The organism is Pedobacter insulae, assembly GCF_900113525.1.
Taxonomy (GTDB): Bacteria; Bacteroidota; Bacteroidia; order Sphingobacteriales; family Sphingobacteriaceae; genus Pedobacter; species Pedobacter insulae.
In genome coordinates this window covers 276,890-301,286 of record NZ_FOPP01000006.1, presented here as the reverse complement: position 1 = coordinate 301,286, position 24,397 = coordinate 276,890, and the positions used below count along the sequence as shown (strand labels likewise).

At 38.7% G+C, this 24,397-nt stretch carries 17 protein-coding genes; 10 read left to right on the top strand and 7 right to left on the bottom strand.

The window, feature by feature from the left end:
• Positions 1 to 273: 273 nt before the first annotated feature.
• The 3 genes from BM207_RS19020 to BM207_RS12370 all read left to right on the top strand — a co-directional run bounded on the left by BM207_RS19020 (position 274) and on the right by BM207_RS12370 (position 1,833).
• Complete coding sequence (locus BM207_RS19020; protein WP_143095953.1) at positions 274 to 618, top strand: hypothetical protein; 345 nt, start codon at positions 274 to 276, stop codon at positions 616 to 618.
• Between the two features lie 177 nt (positions 619 to 795).
• Complete coding sequence (locus BM207_RS12375) at positions 796 to 1,242, top strand: Hsp20/alpha crystallin family protein (protein ID WP_090994415.1); 447 nt, start codon at positions 796 to 798, stop codon at positions 1,240 to 1,242.
• A 96-nt stretch (positions 1,243 to 1,338) separates the two neighbouring features.
• Positions 1,339 to 1,833, top strand: a complete 495-nt coding sequence (locus BM207_RS12370; protein WP_090994413.1) for a response regulator — start codon at positions 1,339 to 1,341, stop codon at positions 1,831 to 1,833.
• Here the strand turns inward: BM207_RS12370 and BM207_RS12365 are convergent.
• Positions 1,830 to 2,717: a LysR family transcriptional regulator gene (locus BM207_RS12365; protein ID WP_090994411.1), complete on the bottom strand. Its 888-nt coding sequence runs from the start codon at positions 2,715 to 2,717 to the stop codon at positions 1,830 to 1,832. The two genes, BM207_RS12370 and BM207_RS12365, sit on opposite strands and share 4 nt — an antisense overlap.
• 78 nt (positions 2,718 to 2,795) lie before the next feature.
• Here BM207_RS12365 and hutH point away from each other — a divergent pair, with 78 nt between their 5' ends.
• From hutH to BM207_RS12340, 5 genes are all read left to right on the top strand, one after another.
• Positions 2,796 to 4,334, top strand: coding sequence for a histidine ammonia-lyase (gene hutH, locus BM207_RS12360; protein WP_090994448.1), 1,539 nt, complete (start codon positions 2,796 to 2,798; stop codon positions 4,332 to 4,334).
• A 94-nt stretch (positions 4,335 to 4,428) separates the two neighbouring features.
• Complete coding sequence (locus BM207_RS12355; protein ID WP_245768094.1) at positions 4,429 to 6,480, top strand: urocanate hydratase; 2,052 nt, start codon at positions 4,429 to 4,431, stop codon at positions 6,478 to 6,480.
• Positions 6,481 to 6,523: 43 nt separating this feature from the next.
• On the top strand, positions 6,524 to 7,075 hold the full coding sequence (locus tag BM207_RS12350) for a hypothetical protein (RefSeq protein WP_090994410.1): 552 nt from the start codon (positions 6,524 to 6,526) through the stop codon (positions 7,073 to 7,075).
• 46 nt (positions 7,076 to 7,121) lie between these two features.
• Positions 7,122 to 7,619 (top strand): cupin domain-containing protein, encoded by a 498-nt coding sequence (locus tag BM207_RS12345; protein ID WP_090994408.1) that lies wholly within the window; start codon positions 7,122 to 7,124, stop codon positions 7,617 to 7,619.
• A gap of 12 nt (positions 7,620 to 7,631) precedes the next feature.
• Positions 7,632 to 8,360: an acyl-CoA desaturase gene (locus BM207_RS12340; protein ID WP_090994406.1), complete on the top strand. Its 729-nt coding sequence runs from the start codon at positions 7,632 to 7,634 to the stop codon at positions 8,358 to 8,360.
• 96 nt (positions 8,361 to 8,456) lie between these two features.
• On the opposite strand, the gene BM207_RS12335 is transcribed toward BM207_RS12340, so the two are convergent.
• The 3 genes from BM207_RS12335 to BM207_RS12325 all read right to left on the bottom strand — a co-directional run bounded on the left by BM207_RS12335 (position 8,457) and on the right by BM207_RS12325 (position 12,466).
• A complete protein-coding gene (locus tag BM207_RS12335) occupies positions 8,457 to 9,800 on the bottom strand; it encodes a DEAD/DEAH box helicase (RefSeq protein ID WP_090994404.1) in 1,344 nt (447 codons plus the stop codon).
• Positions 9,801 to 9,941: 141 nt separating this feature from the next.
• On the bottom strand, positions 9,942 to 11,111 hold the full coding sequence (locus BM207_RS12330; protein WP_090994403.1) for a trans-sulfuration enzyme family protein: 1,170 nt from the start codon (positions 11,109 to 11,111) through the stop codon (positions 9,942 to 9,944).
• Entirely contained in the window at positions 11,111 to 12,466 is a 1,356-nt protein-coding gene (locus tag BM207_RS12325) for an APC family permease (RefSeq protein WP_090994401.1), read from the bottom strand. The genes BM207_RS12330 and BM207_RS12325 overlap by 1 nt, the downstream gene beginning before the upstream one ends.
• Before the next feature lie 124 nt (positions 12,467 to 12,590).
• Between BM207_RS12325 and BM207_RS12320 the strand changes: the two genes are divergently transcribed.
• Together BM207_RS12320 and BM207_RS12315 are read left to right on the top strand one after the other, a co-directional pair.
• Complete coding sequence (locus tag BM207_RS12320; protein WP_090994398.1) at positions 12,591 to 14,483, top strand: DNA topoisomerase IV subunit B; 1,893 nt, start codon at positions 12,591 to 12,593, stop codon at positions 14,481 to 14,483.
• 236 nt (positions 14,484 to 14,719) lie between these two features.
• On the top strand, positions 14,720 to 15,976 hold the full coding sequence (locus tag BM207_RS12315) for an ATP-binding protein (RefSeq protein ID WP_177217112.1): 1,257 nt from the start codon (positions 14,720 to 14,722) through the stop codon (positions 15,974 to 15,976).
• Here BM207_RS12315 and BM207_RS12310 read toward each other — a convergent pair.
• From BM207_RS12310 to BM207_RS12300, 3 genes are read right to left on the bottom strand one after another with little or no spacing between them, the layout of a single operon-like run.
• Positions 15,973 to 16,968 (bottom strand): YihY/virulence factor BrkB family protein, encoded by a 996-nt coding sequence (locus tag BM207_RS12310; RefSeq protein WP_090994444.1) that lies wholly within the window; start codon positions 16,966 to 16,968, stop codon positions 15,973 to 15,975. The two genes, BM207_RS12315 and BM207_RS12310, sit on opposite strands and share 4 nt — an antisense overlap.
• A 7-nt stretch (positions 16,969 to 16,975) precedes the next feature.
• A complete protein-coding gene (gene tamL / locus BM207_RS12305) occupies positions 16,976 to 19,267 on the bottom strand; it encodes a translocation and assembly module lipoprotein TamL (protein ID WP_090994394.1) in 2,292 nt (763 codons plus the stop codon).
• A complete protein-coding gene (locus BM207_RS12300) occupies positions 19,254 to 24,254 on the bottom strand; it encodes a translocation/assembly module TamB domain-containing protein (RefSeq protein ID WP_090994392.1) in 5,001 nt (1,666 codons plus the stop codon). Before BM207_RS12300 ends, tamL begins: the two co-directional genes overlap by 14 nt.
• Positions 24,255 to 24,397 lie beyond the last annotated feature (143 nt).

The following is a 24,397-nucleotide window of genomic DNA, read 5'->3' as shown; positions in this document are numbered from 1 at the left end:
AATTTAAAACCAGAACCGTTTCGCATTCGCCTCGCATTAGCGCCCAGTATGGGCATCTATATTATTGCTAATGGAGATAGAAATGTGGAACGGTTCTCTGTCTTAGCAACCCAACTTATTCATATTTTTGGGCAAATAGACATAGTTAAGGGAAAGAACTAAAACTTTTTCGGTGTAACCTTGTTAGAAATTTAGCAACGTCCTTTTCGCTCTCGAGTTTTATGACAATTATGAACAAGTAATACGCTTGTTCATATCGGAAATACAAACATCATGGGAAAGAAAGCAATACTAACCGTCTTCCTACTTATCATATTTTTTAGCTTCTCGTTTGCTCAAACTGGTTGTCGAAGAAATAGCGATGGTGTACTGTTTCAAAAGCTCATTATTTTTAGCAGTGATTACGATGCATACCAACCATATGGCGATGTAAGTGACTTTTGCTTACCCCCAGGAATTTCTGGAACGCCTTGTAGAATTCGCATTCCTTTGACACCGTTTTACAGTAATGGCACCTATGGTACTTATAGTTTAATTAATTGCGACCTTGATGGTCATGCCTACCTGATCATCGTCTCCTCTATACTTTTTGGGGTGTGGATTAGATCACGATCTTAATTTCAGAGGTAGTAGCGACAGGCAAAACTGTCAAATATTCCTTTCGACTGAAAAATTTTCAGTTTAAAACATTCAAAAACGCCTTTGGCATATCAATTGAATCTACCTATCCGGACGGATGTCCATTTTAATTAATCATAGTTTTAATCATTAAAAAAAATTAAGGAGGAAAAACCAATGACACTGGTTAAATTTAATTCAGACAAAAACAAAAGCGAAGGGACACTTATTCCTTCATTCAACAACGTGTTTGATTCGATCTTTACCGATAGTTTCTTTTCGGGAAGAGATATTGCGGTAGTACCTGCGGTGAATATTTGTGAAACCCCAGATCACTTCCAAATCGAACTTGCAGCTCCCGGACTTGTGAAAGAGGAGTTCAAGATTAACTTGGAAAGAAATTTATTAAGCATTTCCGTAGAAAAAGAGCAAGAAAACCAACAGCAAGGTAAAAATTTTAGCAGAAGGGAATTTAGTTACACTTCATTTGTTCGATCATTTACGCTGCCTGAAAGTGCAGATGAAAACAATATCGAGGCTAAGTACAATGACGGAATTTTGCTGTTACAGATTGCTAAAAGAGAAGAAGCAAAAGTTACTACTCGACAAATTTCTATTAGCTAATCATTAATTGCATGAAAGGGCTACCGAAAGGGTAGCCTTCTTTAATGCTGCTGTCCATCTAGATTTTATTTGATGTATATTTTTAAGTGAAAAGCTATGTCAATACAAAATTTTAATATCGATAAAAATTCTGAAAGCGTACGGGATCTTGTGCCAAAAATATTAGTGATCGAACCTGATCCAGCATTGGGGGAAATCCTTTGCGAACTTTTTGAGTCGGCTGGTTATGAATGTAAAATTGTAAAAGATACACCGAATATCCTACCTATTTTGAAGGATTACAACCCTGATCTCGTTTTAATAGAGTACTTACTGCCGCAAGTAAATGGTGGAGAATTATGTTCGCAAATTAAAAACGACCTGCGGTTTAGTAATGTGCCCGTAATCTTGTATTCAGCCTATCCACAACTCTTATGGTCTGTAAGAGATTATGGCTGCGATGCATTTCTTGCTAAGCCATTTGACTTGAATGCGCTGTTGTCGCAAGTGGAAAAACTGCTGGTGCGCAGCAAAGAGCAGCGACGTTTCAACCTGCTTAAAATTGGGATAAAAGAGCGGTTAAATTATTTACATAAGTTTCTTAGCAGCTAAGCTTCGTTTACAAAATTAACAGCATCTAGTAAAGACGGATTTCTATTTTGCTCGTTCCATACCAAATAAAGCTCTGTTTGCTGCTTAATGTAGTTTAGCTCAATAAATTTAACTTTGAGATCGTAGCCATACTGCAGGGATGTGGGTAGAATCGCTACGCCCATTCCTTCTTCAATTAATTTAAAAATAGTTAATGCATTGATCGATTTGTGAAATACTGTTGGCCTAAATCCATGGTCTTCACAAATGCTCATCACCAAATCAAAGTAATGTGGACTATCATCGCTTGAAAAGAAAATAAAAGGTTTTTCACTAAGTTTTTTAATTTCATTAAAGGTAGCCGATTTTAACGGATGGTTTAAGGGTAACACAATCGAGAACGTATCTCTATGCACTAGATGACTGGCAATTCCTTCGGGAAAGGATTTCACCCTCACAAAACCAATGTCTAACTCGTGCTTCTGCAAAAGCTCTAGCTGAAGCTTGTTAGGCATTTCTTCCAAAATAGTTCTGATGCCAGGATGTTCCCTATTTAATCCTGAAACAAATTCTGGAATTACCTTCTGCGCTGCGGAACCAAGAAAACCTATTCTTAATTCACTTAATTTGCCTTGCTGAATGTTGGCCACTTGCTGTTTCACATTTTTTAGGTGACTAAAAATAAAGTCTACTTCTTTTAATAAATATGCTCCAGCTGCTGTGAGTTCAACTTTGCGCTTCGTGCGATCAAAGAGGCTAACGCCAAAGATCTCTTCCATTTGTTTAATCTGCCTGCTAAGTCCTGGTTGGGAAATAAACAGTTTTTCTGAAGCTCTATGAAAGTTTAGTTCTTTACCTAGCACTTGAAAATACTGTAGATGTCTTAGCTCTATTTGATAACTCATGATTATTAATTGATGACAAAATTGGTATTAATGGTTATCAAATGTATTGCTAATTTTACTTAATTAATAATGAAAACAATGGAGCAGATTTTTAAGTACGGGATAGATTTTTTAACCGTAACAGATGCATTAGCAATAGGTAGTGGAAAAATTAAGGCAATACTTGATCCAGAGGCGCGCGAGCGGGTAAGGGAATGCAGTGCTGTGGTAGAGAAAATTGCGAAGGGTGATAATGCTGTATACGGTATCAATACAGGATTTGGCCCACTTTGTACCACTATGATTTCTCCGGCAGACACAAAGAAACTTCAGGAAAATATCTTAAAAAGCCATGCAGTAGGGGTGGGCGAGCCAATTGATGTAGAGATTTCGAAGTTGATGCTGATCTTAAAAATCCATGCTTTGGCAAAAGGCTTTTCGGGCGTGCAAGAAGCAACACTCGACCGAATGCTGTGGCTCTTGGAAGTTGATGCCATTCCAGTTGTGCCAAAGCAAGGCTCTGTTGGTGCTTCGGGCGATTTAGCGCCTTTGTCGCATCTTTTTTTACCCTTAATCGGATTGGGGAAAGTTCATTATGGCGGAGAGATTATAGAAACTACCGAACTTTTAAAAAAATACGACATGAATCCCATTTTGCTAAGTGCAAAAGAAGGGCTGGCACTCATTAATGGAACGCAGTTTATGTCGGCCCATGGCGTAAAAGCAGTTGAAAGGATGGGTAATTTGCTTGATCAGGCAGATATCATTTCTGCTATGATGATAGAGGGCTTAAAAGGGTCTGCAAAGCCCTTTGATGAGCGCCTTCATCAATTACGGCCTTATGCTGGCACGCTTCGGGTAGCATCCAATATGCGTGCTTTGTTACAAGATTCTGCGATCGGCCAATCACATTTGAATTGTGCGAAAGTTCAGGATCCATATTCGTTACGGTGCATCCCTCAAGTACATGGCGCATCTCGTAATGCATTCAATCATCTGCAAGAAACGGTAGAAATAGAAATTAACTCGGTAACCGATAACCCGATCGTTTTTAGTGATTCGACGACCATTAGTGGCGGGAATTTTCACGGTCAGCCTATCGCTTTGCCGTTAGATTATGCCTGTCTGGCCGCGGCTGAGATAGGAAATATCAGTGACCGCCGGATCTATTTAGCCCTTGAAGGAAATGAGGAAGTGCCTAAGTTGTTAATGAAAGAAACAGGCATCAATTCGGGTTTTATGATTGTACAATATACCTCGGCAGCGTTGGCAAGTGAGAATAAAGGACTTTGTTTCCCATCTAGTGCTGATAGCATTCCAACCTCTTTGGGACAGGAAGATCATGTAAGCATGGGCTCTATCGGCGCCAGAAAGCTCCATCAGGTAATGGGTAATACGGAGCAAATTTTAGCCATTGAACTTTTTTGTGCTACACAGGCATTGGATTACCATGCGCCATTAAAGCCAGGAAAAATATTAACGGCTGTTCACGAGTTTATTCGCTCAAAGGTAGCTCATATAGAAGAGGATCAAATCATGTATGATATGATTCAAACAATCGCGGATTTGGTTAGATCTGCTGATATTTTAAGGATTGCTAAAAGTGAGGCGGAAGAGACAGGAATTCCCTTTGGATAACGTCATTGCGAGGTACCCGTCATTGCGAGGTACGAAGCAATCTCAGATTAGATTGCTTCGTCGCTACGCTCCTCGCAATGACGCAAACCTCGCAATGACATCTGGCCAAGGGATCAAACTATTTACCACAGAGAAACATAAAAATATGGACTTCAGACAGCAAATTTTACAAGGTATACCAGCCACTTTACCGGCAAAGTATAGCTATGATAAACAGATTGCGCATGCGCCTATTAGAGCAAATGTGTTAAACGATGAGGAAAAGAAATTAAGCGTTCGTAATGCATTACGCTATTTTCCTGCCGAATGGCATACTGAACTTGCCATTGAGTTCTTTGAGGAACTGAATAGCTATGGCCGAATTTACATGTATCGTTTTATGCCGAAGTATGAAATGTATGCCCGTTCAATAAGCGATTATCCATTTCAAAGCAAACAGGCGGGATGCATTATGCTGATGATTCAAAATAATCTAGACCCTAAGGTTGCTCAGTTTCCGCATGAGCTGATTACCTACGGAGGGAATGGGAGTGTATTTCAAAATTGGGCGCAGTACCTGCTCACTATGCAATATTTGGCTACCATGACCGATTATCAGACGCTTAATATTTATAGCGGACATCCGCAGGGCCTGTTCCCTTCAAATCCGTCGGCGCCGCGGGTAGTGGTTAGCAATGGAATGATGATCCCTAATTATTCAGGTAAACTAGATTTGGAGAAGTTTACTGCACTGGGAGTAACACAGTATGGGCAGATGACGGCCGGTTCGTTTATGTACATTGGTCCGCAGGGCATTGTGCACGGTACCACCATTACTTTGATGAATGCGTTTAGAAAAAAACTTGCCGACCATGAAACGCCCGAAGGAAAGGTGTTTCTTACTGCGGGATTAGGGGGCATGAGCGGCGCTCAGCCAAAAGCTGGAAATATTTCGAAGTGTATTACAGTTTGTGCAGAAGTAAATCCAACGGCAGCTGTAAAAAGATATGAACAAGGATGGGTCGATGAGTTGATTGAAGGGTTGCCAGCTTTAGTAGAAAGGGTCCGCAAAGCACAGCGTGATAAAGAAACGGTTTCTCTGGCCTACATCGGCAATATAGTTAATGTGTGGGAGAAATTTGACGAGGAAGGGGTTTTTGTCACCATTGGTTCAGACCAAACGTCACTCCATAATCCATTTTCGGGAGGCTATTATCCGGTTAGCCTAAGTTTTGAGGAAGCGAATAGCATGATGGCCGAAAATCCAGCGTCCTTTAAAAAGGAAGTCGAATCTTCTTTAGTAAGACAGGTTGCTTGCATTAACAGGCATGTTGCTAAGGGAACTTACTTTTTTGATTATGGAAATGCTTTTATGCTGGAAGCGGGAAGAGCAGGAGCCGCTATTTTTGATGAGGGAGGGGAGAAATTCAGATACGGTTCGTATGTAGAAGATATTTTAGGTCCTAAATGCTTTGATTTTGGTTTCGGTCCGTTCAGGTGGGTATGCTCATCGGGTAGGAAAGAGGATCTTGTTACAACAGATCGCTTGGCCATGGAAGTGATGGAAGATATTCGGGTAACAGCCCCCAAGGAGATACAACAGCAACTGGATGATAATATCATTTGGATTAAAAATGCGATGTCTAACGACCTTGTAGTTGGTTCGGAGGCGCGAATACTGTATGCCGATGCTGAAGGCAGAGCTAAAATTGCTTTGAGATTTAATGAGGCAGTTACAGCAGGTTTACTCCACGGTCCGGTTATCTTAGGAAGAGATCATCACGACGTTAGTGGAACCGATTCTCCGTACAGGGAAACAAGTAATATTTATGATGGAAGTAGTTTTACGGCCGACATGGCTATCCATAACGTGATTGGCGATAGTTTTCGGGGTGCCACTTGGGTGTCGATTCATAATGGTGGCGGAGTAGGTTGGGGAGAGGTTATAAACGGAGGGTTTGGACTGGTGTTGGATGGTAGCGAAGCGGCAGCTCAAAAAGCCAGGGGAATGCTATTTTATGATGTTAATAATGGGATTGCCAGACGAAGCTGGGCAAGAAATGATGAAGCGGTTTTTGCTATTAAAAGAGAGATGGAGCGGACGCCTTCCTTAAGAGTTACCCTTCCGAATAGGGTTGATGATAAAATAATTGACGGACTGATATAGTCGGATTTTTTATATAAATTTAACTAACTAATTATTTAACCAAATGAAGAGAATTTTTTTATCAGTTGTATGTTTATTTATTTCTGTAGGCGTATTTGCGCAGAAAGTATTGCCAGAATTTAAGGATGGTACAAGAGTTTATGCAAGTGCTTTTGTTCAAGGACAAGAAGTACCTGTAAGTTTTACAATTAAATCTATCAAGACGCCAATTACCTTTGCCTGGTCGGTAGAAGGCTATGGCGACGGCGAATTTGTAATAAGCGAAAAAGGTTTGGCAAACGGGACGTCAATCTATACTTCGCAGCCAGGATTAGGAACTACCAAGTTAAGCGATACAGAAACCTATGGGGTCATTTCAAAAGCAGCCTATAAATCGATGGTTGATACGAAAGCGCTTACCTATAATGGGATTAAGTTTAAAACGAAGACACCGGATCCAAATCCCATGAAAATTGATGGTAAGGAAATGGATGCCACTCGCATTACCAGTGAAGACGGCAAAGTTGAACTTTGGATCTTAAATAATCCAGACTTCCCATTTATTTTGCAGACAGCAGGAATGCCTATTGATGTTGTAGTGACTGAAATTAAGTAAGGGAGGTTCGCTTTTTTAATTTGTAAGCCGTATTTTTGTGGCAATTATGGATTCTACTAAAAAAGAAATATTCGATACGGTTGCCCAACGTTTGCAGATTGAGGGTTTTAATGTGATCAATCGTGATGAAACTCGTCCTTGGGGCGGGTTTTTTGTGATAGATGAAGGACAGGCCCAACAGTTTGCTGATACTTATTTTGATGGACTAGCGGTGGATAGCTTAAAGATTGGAGGAAAGTTAAGTCCGAAGATTTTGATAGTTGCACCGAATACCCGCCTTTCTTGGCAATATCATCACCGTCGTGCCGAAATATGGCAGGTTGTAAGTGGTACAGTGGGTATTAAAACCAGTGCTACGGATGAAGAGGGAGAGTTAAAGTCTTATCATCCAACAGATCAGATTAAATTACAACAAGGTGAACGTCACCGTTTAATTGGTCTGGAAGATTGGGGAGTGGTAGCAGAAATCTGGCAACATACGGATGCGGAAAACCCTTCGGATGAGAGTGATATTGTTCGTGTTCAAGATGATTTTGGGAGGTAGTAGGGGATTTGCATGATTATATTATTGTTTTTTTTAGCACACTGGTTCCTATCGTTATTTAGTCAAACTTTTTTCTTGCATCGTTATTCATCGCACAAGATGTTTAAGATGGAGAAGTTCTGGGAGCGATTTTTCTACCTTATTTTATTAATATCTCAGGGCTCATCATTTTTAAATCCTCGGGCCTACGCTATTTTGCATAGGATGCACCATGCTTATAGCGATACCGAAAAGGATCCGCATTCTCCACATTTTTTCAAGGATGTATTTGGCATGATGTTGGCAACCAAAAATATGTATCTGAACTATCTTTTACATAAAATTGAGCCTGAACCTGCTTTTAGAGGCAATTACCCTGAATGGCCACTGGTTGATAGGATTGGCGATAGTTGGTTTTGGCGCATAGGATGTATGCTGGCTTACATTGGGTTTTATATTGTTTTTGCCGAATATTGGTGGATGTATCTATTATTGCCGATCCATTTTTTAATGGGTCCGTTACATGGAGCAATTGTGAATTGGTGTGGTCATAAATATGGTTATGCTAATCATGATAACGACGACCATAGCAAAAATTCATTGCCTTGGGATTTCTTACTGATGGGTGAACTGTTTCAGAATAACCACCATAAAAAGCCTAATAGTCCGAATTTTGCAACCCGTTGGTGGGAATTTGATCCTACTTATCCAATGATGAAAGTACTGCATTGGATGCGGATTATTAGAATCAGAAAGGTTTAATTCGTTTGGCATAGAACTGTCGTCATTGCGAGGTACGAAGCAATCTTTAGATTGCTTCGTACCTCGCAATGACGTGCTATCTCGCAATGAAGACTACTAGTCCCTTCTTCTACTACCGCCACCGCTAAACCTTCTGTTACCACCGCCAGCACTGGCTCCTGCGGTACTTCCGGTATGATGGGGTTTATAGCTCTTTTTTGCGCCACTTAAATTTGGTTCTCTTTCACGACGAGGTTCCCGTTGGTTCGGCTTTTTCTTGCCTTTGCCTTTTGCTTCAGCTGCTGCTGCCAATAAATTCTGCCAGCTCAAAGCAAATGGGTGATCTTCATTAACAGGAAGTTTTAATCCGATTAACTTCTCAATGTCATCTAAAAACTCTTTCTCTTCGCCATCGCAGAATGAGTAAGCAATGCCGCTTAAGCCTGCTCTTCCTGTTCTACCGATACGGTGAACATAAGTTTCTGGGATATTGGGTAATTCATAATTGATAACATGTGCCAATTCATCTACATCAATACCACGAGCAGCAATGTCTGTTGCAACGAGTACACGTGTGGTGCGGGCTTTGAAGTTTGTTAAGGCACGCTGACGAGCATTCTGAGATTTATTGCCATGGATAGCTTCTGCCCTTACGTTGATTTTCATCAAATCTTTCACCACTTTATCTGCGCCATGCTTGGTTCGGGTAAAAACCAATACAGTTTCAATGCTCTTATCTTTTAATAAGTGGATTAAGAGGTTCTTCTTATCTTGTTTTTCTACAAAATAAACTGCTTGTTGTATTTTTTCGGCGGTTGATGAAACTGGCGTAACTTCAACTTTTACCGGATTAGTTAAGATAGTACTCGATAGTTTTTGAATTTCGGTAGGCATTGTTGCCGAGAAGAACAACGTTTGTCTTTTAGCAGGTAATTTTGCGATTACTTTTTTCACATCATGGATAAAGCCCATGTCCAACATTCTATCCGCCTCGTCGAGCACAAAGATTTCGATGTCACGTAAATTCACAAAACCTTGGTTCATTAAATCTAACAAGCGACCAGGGGTGGCCACTAAGATATCAACACCACGCTGTAAGGCATCGGTTTGTGCTTTCTGACCAACTCCTCCAAAAATTACCAGATGGCGAAGAGATAAATTACGTCCATATGCTTTGAAACTTTCTTCGATCTGTATAGCTAATTCACGCGTTGGCGTTAAAATTAGTGCTTTGATTGGTTTCGGTCCCTTTGTATTTAAATGGGGTTGGTGCAACAACTGGAGCATTGGAATTGCAAAGGCTGCAGTTTTTCCTGTGCCAGTTTGAGCGCAACCTAAAAGATCGCGTTTCTGTAAAATAGAAGGAATAGATTGTTCCTGTATTGGGGTAGGTTGTGTATAACCTTCGGTTTCAAGCGCCTTTAAAATAGGAGCTATGAGGTTTAATTCTGAAAATAACAAATTATAATTTTTAAGTGTAAAATTGCGAAGAAGCTAGAACAATCATTGCTGGAAGGACTAACTTGCGAGTTGCTTTAAATGATAAAGAAATTCTGCTTCGCTGCAAAGATACATAAATAAATTAACTTCTCTTTATGCTGTCTAAAAAACAGGAATGCTCGCTAAAGCCTGGTCTAAATCTGCAATAATATAATCAGCATCTTCCAGGCCAACGTAAACCCTTATGAGTACATGGCGTTTATTATTGGGGTCAAATTCAGCTTTACTTAATCCGGCACATGCAGGCATTACTAAACTTTCATAACCTCCCCACGAAACTGCCATTAAGATGTGCTGTAGGCTATTGCAAAAAGTCTCAATCTTTTCTAAAGAACTATTTTTTAAAACGATGCTGAATAAGCCTCCACATTTTTTCATTTGTTTGCGCGCCAATGCTAAATCCTTATTATCGGCATGGAAAGGATGCAATACCCGTTCTATTTTAGGGTGTTGATTTAAGTATTCGATCACTTGATCGGCGGTTTCACTTATTTTGTCGAGCCTAATGGCTAGGGTGCGTAAACCCCGAAGAATTAACCAGGCGTTTTGAGGGGCTAGTGCAGCTCCTATATTGAGGTATTCATTGTTGAAGATTTTTTCCAGGACTTCTTTTTTCCCGGTTACTACTCCTGCTACTACATCACTGTGGCCCGCTAAATACTTGGTGGCCGATTGGGCAACTAAGTCTATCCCATACGCAATAGGTTGTTGGTAAAGCGGTGAACAATAGCTATTATCGATCATTGTTAAAATGCCACGAGCGTTTGCAATTTTGGCTACAGCTGCAAGATCTTGCACATCAAAACTAAAGGTGTTCGGCGATTCTAAATAGATCAACTTTGTGCTGTCGGAAATAGCCGCTTCGAGCTCCTTTAAATCCGTTCCGTCGATAAATGTTGTTTTTATGCCGAATTTTGGTAGAAAATTCTTGAAAAGTCTGATCGTCCAACTATAGGGATTTTCAACGCAAACCACCTCATCACCACTTTGTAGCAGCGCTAAAATCGGGACTGTTATTGCTGCTATTCCGCTACTAAAAACAAGGGCATCTTCGGCGCCATCGAGGGCTGCGAGTTTTTTTCTTAAGATATCAATGGTTGGATTAAAGCCTCTTGAATACAGATTTCCTTGATATTCATCAGCCAACGCTCCCCTGAAATCGGCTACCGTATTAAATTTAAAATTGCTGGTCTGGATAACGGGAGGAGCAATAGCATTAAAATATTGATCTCTTTCTTCTCCTAATTCATTTAAAATATATGACAAATTCATCAGTTGGTTCTTTTTTCTTTACGCGTATTAAAGTATTTGGTGAGAAAATAAATAATGACAAAGCCAAGGAAGATTATCAGGCCATTCAATGCAGCATTTGGATCGTCATTATAAATACTCACCGTCACAAAAAGATAAGCGGCAATAAAAATAATGGGCATTATCGGGTAGAATTTCATCGTATAGATAGTTTTCTTATCTAAATGTGCAGTTGTTTTACGAAGATAAAAAATCGCTGCAGCAGAAAACATCATGCCTACACTATCTAAAAAAATCGTGTAGTTCAAGATCTTATCAAAGGTTTTAGCATAAAATAAGGTAAGTATAGCAATGATGGTGAATAGTGTTAAACTTACGATCATTACATCGTGCTTTTTTGTCTTTTTTGTGAATATGCTGGGTAGGGCTTTTTCTTCGCCCATGGCATACATGGCTCTGGGGTTACTGAGTAAATTTACATTTACATAGCCCAAAACAGATAAATAGATGAGTACCGATAACAGGGTAAAACCAATTGGGCCGAAAATTTTACCAGCTAAAATTGCTGCAATGCTTTCGGCAGTTTTAAGTTGCTCGAAGCCAATAACGTGGACGTAAGCGTAATTTATAGCAAGATAAAGCGAAATGATAATGGCGAGCCCCAAAATAATAGATCTAGGAATAACCTTTTTCGCATCTTTTACTTCACCACCAAAGTTAATGGTTTGTTGATAACCTCCAAAACTGAACGATACGGCAATCAGACATAAGCCTAATGCTTTTCCGTAGTCACTCCAAGTGGCTGGCTCGCCCGAGGCTGTATTAAAGATTGGCGTGATATTCGTAGTTTGTTCGCCAAAAAAAACTGCTCCAATTAAGGTGAGTACCATAACAATTTTGATTACCGTTAATACATTTTGTGTCTTCGAACTGGTTTTTAAACCTAGTAAGTTTACTGCATAAAATATGATGATACTAATGGCGGCAATTACAATTCGATATTCGCCGGTTTGCATTGCTGGATCTAGGATAACTTTGCTCAAATATTCAGCGCCTATTAATGATACGCCCGCAACCGAGGCTGCATTCGAAACAACAATAATGCAGTTAATGGCAAAGGCAATGGATGGATGGTAACACACGGAGAAAATTTTATAATATCCTCCGGTAACAGGGTACCTGGACCCAATTTCAGCATAGGTCAGGGCTCCACAAATTGCAACGAAGCCCCCTACGATCCATGCTAAAAAGAATAATTCTGGTATTTGAGCTTTGCTGGCAACATTAACTGGGGTTCTGAAAATCCCCATGCCGATAACCAGACTTACAACAATCATAGATAGATCGAAAAGCGAGAGCTGTTTTTTTTCTTGCATTTGGTTTTAAATTGAGTTTGGAAGATAAGGATTTAATTTGTTAATTAGCTAATTAGCCAATGTGGAAACTTTCTAATTGATTTGCCGTGGGATTACCTTAAATTTGTATTATACCTGAAAGATAATGGCAGAACCAATTTATAACGACGATAGTATTCGCTCACTCGACTGGAAAGAACATATTCGATTACGTCCTGGTATGTATATCGGTAAGCTTGGCGATGGCTCAGCACAGGACGACGGCATTTACGTACTTTTAAAAGAGATTGTCGATAACTCAATTGACGAGTTTGTGATGGGTTCTGGAAAAACAATAGAGATTACCGTTTCAGATCAAAAGGTTAATATTCGGGATTATGGAAGAGGTATTCCATTAGGTAAGGTAATTGACTGCGTTTCGAAAATAAATACCGGGGGTAAATATGACAGTAATGCTTTCCAGAAATCGGTAGGATTAAACGGAGTGGGTACAAAAGCGGTAAATGCTTTATCAACAAATTTTGTGGTGCAGTCGTATCGTGACGGTAAGACAAAAAAGGTTGAGTTTTCTAAAGGAGAAATTCAGATCGACCATTCTATTATTGATACTACACAGCGTAACGGTACCGCGATTACATTTTATCCTGATGAGAGTATTTTTAGAAATTATCACTATATCCCCGATTTTGTAGAGAGCATGATTTGGAATTATGTTTATTTGAATACGGGGTTGACGATTAATTTTAATAATGAAAAATATTTCTCGGAGCGTGGTTTGTATGATTTACTTTCTAAGCAAAATAAGCCGGAAGAGTTACGCTATCCGATTATTCACCTGAAGGGGCAGGATATAGAGGTGGCAATGACGCACGGACAACAATATGGCGAAGATTATCATTCTTTTGTAAATGGGCAGCATACAACCCAGGGAGGTACGCATCAGGCCGCATTTAGGGAAGCGGTTGTAAAGACCATCCGAGAATTTTATAAAAAAGAATTTGAAGCTTCGGATGTTAGGGCATCGATTATTGCTGCAGTTTCGGTGAGGGTTCAGGAACCAGTTTTCGAATCGCAAACAAAAACTAAATTGGGCTCGCAGAATATGGGGCCGGAGGGGCCATCTGTTCGTACTTTTATCCTTGACTTTGTAAAAAAGGAACTGGATGATTATTTGCATAAACATACTGATGTTGCCGATGCACTGTTAAAAAGAATCATCCAGTCTGAAAGAGAGCGTAAAGATATTGCAGGAATTAAAAAGTTAGCCAATGATAGGGCAAAGAAAGCATCTTTACATAACAAAAAACTAAGAGATTGTAAGGTTCACTTTAATAGTACGCACGATAAAAGGTATGAAACCACTCTTTTTATAACAGAAGGCGATTCTGCATCTGGCTCAATCACTAAGTCTAGAGATGTGGATTGTCAGGCAGTATTTAGCTTAAAAGGTAAACCTTTAAATTGCTATGAGCTGACTAAAAAAGTGGTGTATGAAAACGAAGAATTTAATCTTTTGCAACATGCGTTAAATATTGAGGATGGGCTTGAAGGCTTGCATTATAATAATATTGTAATTGCAACCGATGCTGATGTGGATGGTATGCACATCCGTTTGTTAATGATGACTTTCTTTCTACAGTTTTTTCCAGATTTGGTAAAGGCGGGCCACGTTTATATTTTGCAAACTCCTTTGTTTAGGGTAAGGAATAAAAAGGAAACCATTTATTGTTATAGCGACGAAGAGCGAAGAGATGCTATTGCAAAATTAGGTAGCAAGCCAGAAATAACTCGATTTAAAGGTTTAGGGGAAATTTCTCCAGATGAGTTCGGTTTGTTTATAGGAAAAGATATTAGATTAGATCCGGTAATATTAAAGGAACAGACCATTAAAAAACTGCTTGAATATTATATGGGCAAGAATACTCCAGAGAGGCAACAACATATCATCAAAAATTTAAGAATAGAAAAGGATGATGTTAAAGAAGTTGAAGAGTTGACAAAAGAGGGAGTAGACGATGGAAATTTAGAGGTGGCATAAGTCGGCATCCTCTTTAAGCGTGATTTTCTCCCTTTCATGTTATTTGTGAGGTTAATTATATGAGAGACATAGTTTTTACAACTATTCTTGCTATATAAAAAAACTAATCTCATATGGTTGCCATCTCTTTCAAAAGTCCCTTCATTCGATACGGTTTAGTCGTATTTTTGGTGCTTTCGCTTTTTCTTAGTGCACTTTTTTTTTACCTCCGCAAAATTAAATCTGCAGATTCTCCATTGGATATTGATAAAATTTCCTTTAACATTATTTTACTTATTCTAATAGTCGCCCTTATCTTTTATAATCTATGGAAGATCTATCAAAACGAAAATGATCTAGTTATTTCAAATGATAAGGCTGCTGAATTCGCCGTGGCAAAAACTAGGTTTCTGACAACGATGAGCCATGAAATTAGAACTCCTCTTAATTCAGTAATTGGCTTTTCGGAACAACTTAGCCAAAGCGCACTAAGTAAGGATCAGGCCGCACAACTCACCGCAATACGAAGTTCATCCGCCATGGTGCTTGATCTGGTGAATGACATTTTAGATTTTTCCAAATATGAAGCTTATCGGGTAAATCTTGAAATCGCTCCGTTTAGCCTAATGGATTGTATCAGTGAAGTAGTGCATATTATGGCAATTCAAGCTGTCCAGAAAGGCATTGAACTAAAAACCGATATTTCATTTGGTAAGGATTTTTGCGTTGTGGGAGACACTCTTCGTTTGAAGCAACTCGTGATGAATTTGCTAAGTAACGCAATTAAATTCACTGAAAGAGGGTCAGTAAAGCTAAAAGCAGACGTTAAACTGACTAAGGGGAATCAATTGATATTGAAGGCATGGATTATAGATACGGGGATAGGGATAGATGAAGTTAATTTAGGTCGGATATTTGATGAGTTTGCACAAGTTAATTATCTGCCATCACAATTTAGACACAAAGGGACAGGCTTAGGCTTGGCTATTTGCAAAAAGATTGTTGAATTTCAAAATGGAGAAATCAACGTGGTGAGTGAGTTGGATAAAGGGTCAATCTTTAGTTTTTCAATTCCATATGAAATTTGTGACAACAAGATATCAGCAGTTGAAAGTCCACCCACAATTGATCTGGCAACACTTGTGGGCAAACGTATTTTGTTGGTGGATGATAATATAATGAATATTTTGTTGGCTCAAACGGTGATATCAAAACATCAGTTATTTGCTGATGTTGCCTATAATGGACAAGAGGCACTTGCATTATTTGAGCAAAATCAGTACGATCTTATTTTAACTGATATTGAGATGCCAATCGTTAATGGCGTTGTTTTATCAAAAGCAATTAGATCATGTAGTGACGCTGTTAAACGCAACACGCCTATCTTGGGGGTAACCGCTCATCTCTTAGCCGAAGATCGACTGCTTTATAAGAGCGCCGGCATGAACGATTTAATCTCAAAACCATTTTCAGAAAAGGAACTTATGGATAAGATCGCATTGCAATTTACTTAATCTTGGGGACAGTCGACCGTATCTTCTGGATGCTGAGGAGGAAGCACAGCTACCTTTTTCTCGACTACTATTGTTTTTAAATGTACCGCATATTTAGAGGGGGTAATGCCAGTGTCAAATTTCTCGGTATAGGCCTGCGTAAATTCTGCGCCGAAATATAAGATAATAGACGTGTAATAAACCCAAAGTAAAATTACAATGATAGAACTAGCAGCACCAAAGGCCGAGCCTGGTTCCCCTTTTTCAATATAGATACCAATCAAATATTTTCCCAAACTAAATAGTAAGGCGGTGAATAATGCACCTACGAGGGCTGGTTTCCACTTTAAATTTACATCAGGAAGAACCTTGAAAATAATGGCAAAGATCGTAGTGACGACCGCTAAGGTTAGCAAATTCGTAACGGCTAGCATTAAAAGTTCAGAAACCTGTTCTATCCCAACCTTGGCAGCATAAACTTCTAATTTACTTCCAATGCCAACTACTACACTGTTTATCACAAGCGATACCAAAAGTAGAAAGCCTAATGATGCGATAAGGGAAAAGGATAATAATCTGTTTGTAATGAGTTTCTTCCATCCTTTTTTTGGGACAGCTTTCACTTTCCAGATCAAGTTAATACTATCTTGTATTTCAATAAATATAGCAGTTGATCCGATAATTAGGGTGCCAATTCCGATGATTAACCCAAAGGAACTTTTGCCTGAAAGATTGGCGTTTTTAACAAACTCTCTAAGCTGGTTAGCTGCATTAGCACCGATCATTTCGCTGATTTCTCCAAATAATTTGGTATTGGGATCCATATTGTCGCCCAAGAACAAACTGGCGGCAGAGATAATAATAATGATGAGGGGAGTGAGCGAAAATATCGTGTAATAGGCAAGCGCAGCACTTAACTTCATTACGCGATCTTCAATAAAACCTTTTCCAGCTGCTAGAAATAAATGATATACGTGTACGGCAAAATTTCTGGTTTTCTTAATTAGATTTATCATTATGTTAAAACGGATATCCTATACCAATGTTTAAAATAAAATTTTCTCTTCTCCAAGTTTTACTTCCAAAATCTACTTGATTAAGGACCCATCTTTCACCGCTTGGCAAGTAGGGTTTGCGGATCGGAAATGCACCGTCCAGTCGAATTACAAAAATCGTTGCATCAATTCTTATACCTGCACCTGTGCCCACTGCTAACTCACTAAACGCATTTTTAAACTTGAAAGCAGAGCCAGGCCTATCGGGGTCTTCTTTTCTCAACCAGATATTACCAGCATCAGCAAATACTGCCCCGTGTATAATGCCCGAAATCTTAAAGCGTAATTCCGTGTTTAATAGCGCTTTAATGTCGCCGGCCTGATCAGCAAAGGTTTGCTCTTCGGGAACCTTATAGCTGCCCGGACCTAATGAACGAGCTCTAAACGCACGCACATCATTACTGCCTCCAGCAAAAAATTGCCGTACAAAAGGCAAAGAAGTACTATTGCCGTAGGCATGACCGTAGCCTAGATTTAGACGATTGGCCCAGATTAAATTTCTGTTAATTTTGTGGTAATTACGTAAATCGGTTTCTAACCTTACAAATTGCGTTAGCGGAATATCGAATATGGCCCGCTTTCCGTTTTCATCTTTTGACGTAAATAGACCCCACACATTACCTCCAGTTTCTAAACTTCCATAAAAATAAGTGTTATTTCTACGCGAATCTTCCATTTGGTTTGTAAAAGTGAAGTTATAGTTACTTCCAATAATGAACTGTTCCTGAAGAGTGTTTTCTAATCCTGGCGTTTTATCGTATAATTCCTGAAGATCCGCAGGGTCACGCTGGGTCGGTCTCACAAGGTTAATGGAAATGGGATTTAGATTGTGTTCTTTATATAGATTTTCTTTCCAATTATAACCATACTCAGCTTTAAACGAGTTCAATTTATATACAGTATCCCTACTTAATAGCTGATAGGACAGGGAGGCAACTGTTTTAGGAATGAAGGCGGTAGTACTTTCCGGTTTATAAAAAGGAACAATAAATTGGGGGAAAGTAAGTTTCCCTTCCGCTGTAAATGAATAGGAATTTATCCCTTTTGATTGTCCGCTATATTGTGTTTCAAAGCCCCCACTTGCGCTAACATCTAAAATTTCTGCTCCCCTGAATAAGTTTCTCGTAGTTTGCGTTATTTTTACTTCTGAACCTACGAAGTTGTTCGATTTATTAGTTCCTGTAACGGAAAAAGATAGCGAGTTTTTCTTCAATGGAGTGAGGTAAATATTGAGGTCTAGCTCATTGTTTCTAAAACTATCCAATGGTAAGAACTCTGCCCTTACATCTTGAAAAGCTCCAATGTTTACCATTCTATTCAAAGATTGATTGTGGTCTCTTCTGTTGTATTTTTCTCCTTTCTTAAAAAACACTAATCTCTCGAAAACTTTCGGTTTAAAGGTTTTACGGTTATCGTAAATATTAAAATCCTTATAAACAAGCGGTTCTAAGCCCCGCAACAAACTATCTCTTCTCAGATTATAACTTGGATAAATATTGATGTTTTTGATGGTATAAGGTTTTAATGCAGCAATAGGGGTAATGTCTTTAACCTTGACCCAGGTGTCTACTAAATTTTTTCCAATGGTGCTATCTACTTGAACAAGTAAATAATCTGGACTAAAATAGAAATATCCATTCTCTTTCAGGTCATTATCAATTCTTATGCGTTCACTTTTATAGGTTTCCAAATCGTAAAACTCGCCAACTTTAATGAGTGATTTATCTTTATTTACGTTTATATTGCGGGTAAGCGTTCCAGTATCTTTCGGGAAACTTATACTGTTAATTTTATATCGTAATCCCGTATAGGCGGTGTAAATTGCTTTACCTTTTTTATTTTTCACAAGGGTGTCACCTGTAACTTCGGCTTGTAAGTACCCCTGGCTAATTAAATAGCTTTTTAAAACGTTGTTATTGTAGCCGAGTTTAACTTCGCTTAGCAAAACGGGAGCCTCGCCGACTTTATTTTTCAACCAATTGCCCAAACCTCTTGGTTTTACCGTGTCAGGGGCCAGATTATAAAGCTGCAATTTCCATTTTATGCCCAGAAATGACTTATTAGGTCGAGGCCTAGTTTTAGTTTCAAGGGTGTTTTTGATATCTTTTTCCCGATCAATGCGCCCCGCCGAATCTGGATTTATTTTTACATCAGCACCGGTATATAAAACCTGACCAGGCTTTAGCCTTCTGGTTGTGCTACAGCTTGCCGCAATTAAACAAGCAAATAAAAGAAAGTAAATTTTAATTTGCTGCATTGGTTTGTTCTTGAGTTTGTCTTCTTTTTCTTCTTTCCTCGCGGATGGCTGCTCTATCTCTCTTCTTTCTGAATATTTCCTTGAACTTGTTGTAGTCGACAACCAAGGTAAATCCGAGCCCTGTTTCAATAATCTGCCCTTCAATTACTCCTTCATTCTGGTTTCGCCTGTATGCTCGTATGCGGTATCTTCCATCGGCAGACAGCGCATATTCTACATTCACGTTACCTGCAATATTTGTTGAATTTTGACCTGGCGTTTTCGGGCCCTCCAAACCAAACGAGCTACCAACAGTCACAATTAGCCGATCATTTAGTAGTTTTTTAGACAAGCCAACTTCAAGATCTGTTTTTTGTGCTAAGGCACCGGAAGAATAATCTTCTGATGAGTTGACATCGAAATTTAGATCTACGCCTTGAATTAAATCGGAGGCCAGGTTATTTAATTGCTCAGTTAATAATTTACTTACGCTTGATCGTGCCAGGGTAGAAACTCCTCCGCCTCCGCCAGCTAAGCTTTGGAAAGGATTGTTTGCAATAAATCTGTTCAACGCCAGTAAAGCAAAAACCTGTTTGTTCAATTCGCTTTCATCGCGATTTACCTTTTGTATTTGCGTATAAACAGTTCCTTCAAGTGCGCCGCGTTCGTTTTCTGGTAAATCAATTTTAAAGGAGATGGTGGGTTTTAGCAACTCATCTTTCATATATAAATAAACCTGAAATGGTAGTTTGGTTTTAGCCTGAACATTTCCCGGTTCATTGATCAAATCAATTGGCGCGGCATTAACTTCATATACTGCAGTTAAATTAACGGTCGCCGCCGTAGGTTCGCCAGTCCAAATGATAGTGCTGCCTTTTACAATCCTAAATTCTTTCTTGCCTAAGGGGCCGACGGATAAATTATAAGAACCATCTATGACTTCATAGCGTCCTGTCAAGCTAATTTTTCCACTCGGATCAACCGTAGCGTTTAAATTGGCATCGCCTTTAACCATCAGCGCATCACCGTTGGCTGGGTCAACGACTACATTTAATTCCGCCTCCGGATCAACGGTAATGTCGGCAACAAGATTTAAGCCCTTTAATGGTGCCCTACTCAAACTGTCGGCATTTAATGCTTTTTGTCCATTAAATGGAGGCGCATCTGCATCGATAAATTGGACAATGCCCTCCTGGTCAATCACTGATGGATCATTGATTGGTAAGGAGTAAAAGAATTTGGTTCCCTTATTTATCTTAACGTTCATATTTACATCAGGTTGATTCAGATCGCCCCTAACTTTTATGGTACTTGTTAGGAAAACAGTACCATAAATTATTTCATTATCTGCCGCCGTGGAATGGATTGCTCTGAAATTGTTTGTTCGAATATCTAGGGCGAACTTTACCGATTTAAAGTTCGTTGTATTAATCATTCCGTCTACCGTTGCTTTTTTACCCAGCGAGTCTATCAGTGTAAATTCATCAAATCGTATACCTTCATTCGTAAAATTTATTTCTTGAGTAGGCATGGTGAAATAAGAGTTTACATATGCAATGTTGAATGCTGCATCATTAAACTTTAGCGAGCCTAAAATTTTAGGCGCGGTTAATTCGCCTTTTACAGAAAGTTCGCCACTTAGTGTACCTTTTCCTTGCCTGATCTGCCCCAAGCTAACGCTCTCAATTTCCTTCAAATCAATCTTATCTATGTTTAGCGCCAGATTTAATGCACTTTGAGGTGCCGTATAATAATAGCCACTTGCCCTCAATTCGTGTACCCCTTTTAGTTGCGCGTTAACCTCAAAAGCATTTTCAGTATTGTTGTTCACTTTCAAGCTTAAATCACCAAACTCATCTTTTTGGTAACGTAGGTTGCTAACATTTAAGTTCGCTTCGAATTTCGGTGTTGTCATTAAATCTTTCACATCAACCGTTCCGTTAATAGTGCCTCCTACCAAAGTTGTATCTGTTTCGGCAAATTTGGTTAGCGTTTCGATTTCGAAATTTTTAAATTCTGCTCTTAAAGGAGAATTCGGCGTGCTGCTGATACTGTTGATGCTTAATAATTGCCCCCCTCTGCTTAAATTAAATTCGTTGGCAAGTATGCCCGACTTTCCAAATTGAATGTAATTTTGTGGTGAAACGATCCATTTTTCATAATCTAATAGGATTTTATTAGGATCGATGCTAAAGCTGAAATCTTGGTTCAATGATTTGAAAATTCCCCCTATTACATATTTGTCTTTTCGCTGCCTATCACGCAGGGATATGTTGACATCTAGCTGATTATTGGCTGCGGCACCGTTGATTTGAGAATTAAATAAGGCAATAGATGAACTTTGAACCGCCTTGACAGAAATATCGTAACTTAATTTTTGAGCAGTATTATTTACCGCTAATCTCGTGCTATCAATTTTGAAGTCTCCGTAAACTACTTTAGGGAAGTTGCCTTTTACAATCAAGCTGTCTTTTTTGGTGTCTAATAAACCATTGATGGTTGATGGAGTAAAAGTAGTCAACTCAGGTACAAGGTCTTTCAAAAACTTAGGGTTGTAGATGTTGATGGAAAATCTAATTCTTTGTGCATCAATAGGCACCACTTCCCCAAAACGATAGTATTTATTAATTTGATTGATGACCGCAGTGCCAATCTTGCTTAGTTGATATTTACCCTCAATTTTAATACTTACTAATTCGGATTTAAGGTCTATACTATTGGAAGTTGCCGTTGAAGCAGCATTTATCTGCACGGTGTCGACATTAAATTTTTTACCTTCTTTGACTACTTGTAGTCCGGTTGCGAGGACATTTCCGTTCAAATAATCAACATCAACTGTGGTCATATTTGCTTTAATATTGCCAGCAATTACGAAGGGAGTTTGACTAAAATTGAGTTTTTGGAGATCAATCTGCTTAAGTGCTATATCTCCTATAATCGATGGATATTTCCCCGCTAGATTTATTTGGGCATTTAAGTTAAAGTTAGCATTGCTGTCGGCCATGTTGCTTTTAACTGTAACTAATTGCTTAGCATAATTCCCGGTTATATCTAGGTTCCTATAATTATATTTATTATAAGTTGCACTTAATATTTTTGCGTTGAACTGGGCAGAAAGTGTTTTTGGGTCTAAGCCTGTTCCTGTTATAGCTGCTTTTGCAGAAACTCTACCTAAAGTCTTTTGTTGTTTTAAGAGTTTGCCTACATTGAAATTTACTAAACTAACATTTGCTGTATAGTTTTCTTTGCCTTTTGGTCCTTTCATATTGGCCACTATCGCCGCACCGCCCATATCTGTTTGGATGGTTAAATTTGTTCCGAAATTATTCATGGAGCCGGTGAATTTCCCTTTGGCATTTACAACATTTGGCAATTCGATGCTTGGAGGAAGTGATTTTTTTGGAACTATTAATAACACATCTTGTTTAGTGAGGAATAGTTTCTTGATGTTTAGATCTACATATGCCTTATTGATATCGGGCAATCCCTTGGCCTTTCCAGCAATGTTAATTTGGGTGTTCTTTAGTCCTGAAACTTGTAATTGAGCAATATTTAAATTGTTTAAATATCCATTGATATTGGCGTCGATTTTGATTTTTTCATTCCTATAATTCGAGGGGATTGCCTCACTAAAGAAAACGGCATCTTTTAAGCCAATTGTTGTGTTTTTAAAGTTTACGTTCATCCTCACTCTTTCCGGATTCTTAGTGAGGTCATCCAAAGAGCTGAAATTTAAGGCTGTTGAGTTATTAATAGTAGTACTTGGTGTTTTTAAAATTAATTTGGTCAGCTTAATTTGTTTGTCGCTATAAACAACGTCACCTTTCAATTCATTTAAAACCAATCCACTCTTATCTTTTAAGGATGCGTTGTTTAATTTAACTGTTATAGCTTTATCAGTAAAGCTAAACTCTTCTGCACCTAAATTTAAATTTGTGATATAGAGATGGTTAAAATCTAAACCTTTCGATGGTTTGGCTCCCAGGTTATCGAAACGCAGGCTATTGTCTTTAAGCTCTATGGCTTTCAATACTAAGCCAAAAGGCGATTCTTTTGATAGTACGGTATCTTTAACTGGGCTTAAGTTATTAGTAGGTGCTGGTTTGAATGCGAAAACTATTTTCGATTTACTGAGACTGGCTTTATCTGCCATGTATTTACCATTGGTTAAATCAACTTTTAAATTGACTAAGCCTAAGTCATTAAGGTTGGCGATTGCTTTTGTAGTTGTCAATCTATCATCGTAGTTGAGATTGACGTTGTTGAAAGTTAAGTCTTGAATTTCTATATTAGGTAGTTTGCCTGTCGATTTATGCGCGCTATCAATACTATTGGTTAAGTGCTGCACTAATTGTGTTAAAGGTTTTTGTTGTAAATAATTCAACGAGGTGTTTTTTAGGCTAAGCGTTTTAATTACATAATGTTGCTTAGCGAGCTCAAATTCTTTGATCTTTGTTTTTAATTCTCCCAGTTGCAGGCGCATGTCGTTTCCGGCAACGTCATCCCGGTAAGTAAGACCAATATCAGTAAATAATACTTTGTCTATCCTAAATTTAAGTGGAGCCGTTGTGTCTGCTTCTGGGTTTTTCTTCTCTTCTATCATAAATGCATCAACCAGAAAAGAAAAATTAAATGAAGTATCAGGATTGACTCTTTTAATGTTGGCACGTATGTTTTTTAGTTCAATATTGTTTATTTCAACGGTATTTTTTAAAAGTTTAAATAAACTTATGTCTACTTGCAGTTTTTCTGCAAATAGCAGGGTATCGTGTTTTAGATCTTCAATATAAAACTTATTAAGTACTACATCCTTGGGGAAGGTAATCTTTATACTTTCCAGGCTGACTTCAGTTTTAGTCTTGTTTTTGAGATAAGCGATTGCTTTATCTTTAACGAAGTTCTGGACTGCGGGAATATTTAACGAAAGCGCCAGCAGAATTACCAGCATAATAATGCTCGCAATAATCCATAAAAATATTTTTAAGCCTTTACGTAGATTCCTATTCAAGCAAGATAAATTTGAGGTGACTTATTGATCTAACCAATTCCATGCCATAAACATGTGCCTTTTAAACAAATGAGTGGTAGAAAAGTTCTATATGCCAGGGAAAAAACCTAAGGCATTCATCTTGCGTTTATATTGCGATAAAT

What these genes read in the sequence shown, in the direction of transcription:
- BM207_RS19020 (WP_143095953.1), top strand. Translation starts at nt 274, where the DNA reads ATGGGAAAGAAAGCAATACTAACCGTCTTCCTACTTATCATATTTTTT.
- BM207_RS12375 (WP_090994415.1), top strand. Translation starts at nt 796, where the DNA reads ATGACACTGGTTAAATTTAATTCAGACAAAAACAAAAGCGAAGGGACA.
- BM207_RS12370 (WP_090994413.1), top strand. Translation starts at nt 1,339, where the DNA reads ATGTCAATACAAAATTTTAATATCGATAAAAATTCTGAAAGCGTACGG.
- BM207_RS12365 (WP_090994411.1), bottom strand. Translation starts at nt 2,717, where the DNA reads ATGAGTTATCAAATAGAGCTAAGACATCTACAGTATTTTCAAGTGCTA.
- hutH (WP_090994448.1), top strand. Translation starts at nt 2,796, where the DNA reads ATGGAGCAGATTTTTAAGTACGGGATAGATTTTTTAACCGTAACAGAT.
- BM207_RS12355 (WP_245768094.1), top strand. Translation starts at nt 4,429, where the DNA reads ATGACATCTGGCCAAGGGATCAAACTATTTACCACAGAGAAACATAAA.
- BM207_RS12350 (WP_090994410.1), top strand. Translation starts at nt 6,524, where the DNA reads ATGAAGAGAATTTTTTTATCAGTTGTATGTTTATTTATTTCTGTAGGC.
- BM207_RS12345 (WP_090994408.1), top strand. Translation starts at nt 7,122, where the DNA reads ATGGATTCTACTAAAAAAGAAATATTCGATACGGTTGCCCAACGTTTG.
- BM207_RS12340 (WP_090994406.1), top strand. Translation starts at nt 7,632, where the DNA reads ATGATTATATTATTGTTTTTTTTAGCACACTGGTTCCTATCGTTATTT.
- BM207_RS12330 (WP_090994403.1), bottom strand. Translation starts at nt 11,111, where the DNA reads ATGAATTTGTCATATATTTTAAATGAATTAGGAGAAGAAAGAGATCAA.
- BM207_RS12325 (WP_090994401.1), bottom strand. Translation starts at nt 12,466, where the DNA reads ATGCAAGAAAAAAAACAGCTCTCGCTTTTCGATCTATCTATGATTGTT.
- BM207_RS12320 (WP_090994398.1), top strand. Translation starts at nt 12,591, where the DNA reads ATGGCAGAACCAATTTATAACGACGATAGTATTCGCTCACTCGACTGG.
- tamL (WP_090994394.1), bottom strand. Translation starts at nt 19,267, where the DNA reads ATGCAGCAAATTAAAATTTACTTTCTTTTATTTGCTTGTTTAATTGCG.